Genomic DNA, 3,473 nt, shown 5'->3' on the forward strand with positions numbered 1-3,473 from the left:
ATCGTTTCTTTAACGGTTTTGGGGCGTTGATCTTTTCCCCTGTGTCTAATGTGGCAAAAGTAGCAATCCCTAGTCAGTAATCAGTAATCAGTAACCAGTAATCAGTGAAAAGAAAGCTCCGAACTTGCCACTTGATACTACGGGAGCAAGTCAGTTTTGTCAGAACATAAATACTATTCAATAGCTAAAGACTGTTATTTAGGTAAGCACAGCGGTGTTTAAGCACTTGAGGGATATTTTCTTCATTCCACTGGGCTCCAGAAATTTTCAGTCGTCGGTCAATCTGTTTAACCGTGGATTCAACGGCTCCCGAAGCAATAGAGCAAATCTCTTCTTGTTGATAGTAATTATAATTAACAATTCGATGACGATGAATCTCTAAATAACGACAGAAATTTTCAGCTCGTTCGTTTTTTAAAGGAGAGATTAATGCTATTGTTTCCTCAATTTTGCCCTGCCATAATAAACTTTCTGCTTTTTTCAATCTCTTCACTGAACCGCCGACTTTATGAAGATTTTCTACCAAATGAAACCAGTCAAGTATTTCTCTTTTTTCTCCTGGACAATCCCAGTTTTTCACAATTTTCCAAATACCGGGATGTCCGTCTCCCAAACAGGTAAGGGGGTCAGATAAAGGTTGTTGATTAACCCAATATATTAACGATTCATTCTCTCCAAACCAAGCTTTTCTTAGGAAAGTATCAACACAGATTGCTTGATAATCTTTCCAGATACAAGCCTCTCCCTTAGTTTCGGTTCTTAAGCGCACTTTTCCTCCATCTAGACTAATTTCTTGAACGGGGTTTCCTGATTCTTCTTCGGCAAATTGGTGGCGATGGACTAATCGTTGTTGAGTCCTAGCCGAGACCTTCATCCCTGTATAAAATTGAATATCTCTGGCGGCATTTTCATAAGAAACATTGGCACTAGCTCTTAAACAACAGCGTTCTAAGTAAGGACTAATTTGGTTATTACGAGGAATATTTAAACGGATTGCTTGTTTTTCTGTCAGGCATAATTCTCCGATGATGCTTTTTATTTTTCTCGGTCTCCCGGCTTGAGTTCCTGTCGTTTTTGTGACAAAAAAAATCCTAGTTTCGGAGTTATATATTTTAAGGTCTGTTCTCTTATTGTCGTCTCTATTCCCTCTAAAGTTTGGATTTTTTCAGCCTCAGCTTCCTGATGAAGAATCTTGGCTATCGCTTGAATATGTTGGTTAAGTTCTTGTTGTTGCTCTGGAGTCATTTTTGTCTTTTCCCCACTCTTTTCTCTATCCCATACCCAATTGATGCTTTTGTCAAGTAGTTTATTTGTTCTTCAGCTTTGACTTGCTCCCGATGTTGAGTATCTACGACACCATCAAGAATGGCAACAGTAATCTCTGGGGAACCCTGGGTTAGTTTGTGTAATGCTTGCAATCCTGGAATCATAATTCTTATTCTGATATTTTTTTGCCAAAAGATTTATGTTGGATTGTAGCTATTCCCAATTGTACAACTTCTAAAACCCTGGCTAAATTACCCGCTAATAAAGCATCTCTACCTAACCATAATCCAGGAAATATTTGAGAACATAATATTCCTTCTGCATTAGGTTCAAGTGTAACATATTTTTCGTCATTTAAGACAAACCAATCAAATTCTTCATCCAATACTCGCCAGACTAAATATTCTTGCACTTGATGGCAGCGATAAACCTCAAGCTTTTGATGCAAGTCAAGGGAGACGGTACTAGCAGCAATTTCCACGATTAATTCTGGCGCACCTTCGACATAGCCATCCGCACTAATAGTTGATTGTCCACCATTTTTAATTCTCAGCAGTGCATCGGGTTGAGGTTCATTATCAGCATCAAGGCGCACGGTACAATTGTCGCCTAATTCAATTCCTGGCGTACTTGACCAATAGTTACCTAACCAAGTGATAATACGAGCGTGAGGGTTGCCATGATTAGTAATTCTTAAGGGAGAAGCCATCAGATGAACAATTCCTTCAATGAGTTCGGCTTTTTTCAGATTTGGCATAGCATTATATCTACGCTCAAATTCACAACGAGTGAGGTTGTCGCCATTTTCTAATAGTGGAATTGCTTGAGGAGATTTTGCTACAGTGGCTATCATCTTAGTATTTCCTACTTGTCAATACATTGGTAATTTTAAGGTGAATCCAGGTAAAATTTCTTCTCCTGATAATGTTGCTGGTAATTCAATAATTTCTACAGATTGATTGGGGCGATAGATTTCTAACCTTTGGTTGGCAGGATCAATTAGCCACCCTAATTTTACACCATTTTCTCGATATTCTTGCATTTTTTCTTGTAGATATTTTAAGGGGTCGGTACGCGATCGCAATTCTATCACAAAATCTGGGCAAATTCTGGCAAATTTTTCTTGTTCTTCTATGGGTAAAGCGTGCCAGCGTTCATTGGCAATCCAAGCAACATCAGGAGAACGTTTCGCGCCATTGGGCAAGGTAAAGATAGTAGAAGAACTAAAAACTTTACCGAGTTGAGTTTGCCGATTCCAAATCACTAAATCAGCATTTAATTCTGATTCTCGATTGCCACTAATGGCTCCGATGGGAGGCATAATGATTAATTCTCCTTGGGCAGTTTGTTCGAGTCGCCAATCGTCATTAGCACAGCACAGTTGATAAAACTGTTCGTCACTTAAATTGGTGGTTTTCAGGTTTAAGATAATAGGTTCGGTGGTAATCATTATACTTTATTTTTAAAGTCAATATTTTTAGTTCTTGTTTTAGATTGATTGTCAGTTAATAGGTTTGATTGGGCAACCAAGAACGATCAAGTAATTGTTCTAGGGAATAGGGGCATTCAGTAGGAAAAGTTACTAAATTAGTTGTTTTAATTTTAACAAAACCTAGCGCATCTTGATAGATAGAGGTTAATTCATCTTTTAAATACTTGCGGAGATTAGTCGTGATTGTTCGTCTCAGTTGAGTACGAAAGTTATAGATTTCTTCTTGCCGGTGAACAGCATTATATTCGGCTTCAGTTGTCCAATATTGCAGTAACAGTAAATGACGAATAATTTGCTCTAACAGACTAGCGACAGCATTTTTCTTCTCTCTACCCAAATCCTCTAACTCCTCAATTAAATTATCTAAATCTAGCTGTTGGAATTGATGATTTTTAAGTAAGTTAATAGTTTGTTCCAGCCATTCATCATCATCAACGTCATAGAGTTGTTTTAATTCATTTACTTCTATCATCAACATAAAACTTACTCCATCTTGAAGGATTTGTAATAATAAAGCCGAATATTCTCAATTCTCGTTTTTTCTAATTCTTTTTGAGTAGTACCTACCCACATAGGCTCTTCGTTACCCTTTATGCTAAATCAACAGACAAGATGCCAAGACAACATACTTCTAACCCAAAAATTCCGAAAGTTTCTAAAGCCATAGCCTCTCCGTTTTATTAGTTTAAGTTTATTGTTGATTCCCTCGACCACC

6 protein-coding genes and 2 pseudogenes are annotated in these 3,473 nt (G+C 37.7%); all 8 read right to left on the reverse strand.

What is annotated here, in order from left to right; all coding sequences use genetic code 11:
• Positions 1-73 (reverse strand): annotated as a pseudogene (locus IM319_RS22510) (RNA-guided endonuclease TnpB family protein); the annotation flags it as partial.
• A gap of 111 nt (positions 74-184) precedes the next feature.
• Positions 185-1,245 (reverse strand): ISKra4-like element ISMae42 family transposase gene (locus tag IM319_RS11435; RefSeq protein ID WP_193961162.1). Its coding sequence is split into 2 segments (ribosomal slippage): positions 185-1,089 and positions 1,089-1,245, totalling 1,062 coding nucleotides; the frame shifts between segments, so codons are not numbered across the junction.
• Complete coding sequence (locus IM319_RS11440; RefSeq protein WP_287735682.1) at positions 1,242-1,430, reverse strand: hypothetical protein; 189 nt, start codon at positions 1,428-1,430, stop codon at positions 1,242-1,244. Before IM319_RS11440 ends, IM319_RS11435 begins: the two co-directional genes overlap by 4 nt.
• A 5-nt stretch (positions 1,431-1,435) precedes the next feature.
• Positions 1,436-2,119 carry a Uma2 family endonuclease gene (locus tag IM319_RS11445; protein WP_287735683.1) on the reverse strand — a complete coding sequence of 228 codons (684 nt, stop codon included), beginning with the start codon at positions 2,117-2,119 and terminating at the stop codon, positions 1,436-1,438.
• Positions 2,120-2,137: 18 nt separating this feature from the next.
• Positions 2,138-2,716, reverse strand: coding sequence for a Uma2 family endonuclease (locus IM319_RS11450; RefSeq protein WP_287735684.1), 579 nt, complete (start codon positions 2,714-2,716; stop codon positions 2,138-2,140).
• A gap of 55 nt (positions 2,717-2,771) precedes the next feature.
• Complete coding sequence (locus tag IM319_RS11455; RefSeq protein WP_287735685.1) at positions 2,772-3,230, reverse strand: DUF29 domain-containing protein; 459 nt, start codon at positions 3,228-3,230, stop codon at positions 2,772-2,774.
• Between the two features lie 11 nt (positions 3,231-3,241).
• Positions 3,242-3,331: pseudogene (locus IM319_RS11460) on the reverse strand (DUF5838 family protein); the annotation flags it as partial.
• 27 nt (positions 3,332-3,358) lie between these two features.
• Positions 3,359-3,473, reverse strand: a 115-nt coding sequence (locus IM319_RS11465) for a transposase (RefSeq protein ID WP_130758671.1), incomplete at its 5' end; no start/stop codon positions are given.

The sequence above is a fragment of the Microcystis sp. M113S1 genome (assembly GCF_020246945.1).
GTDB lineage: Bacteria > Cyanobacteriota > Cyanobacteriia > Cyanobacteriales > Microcystaceae > Microcystis.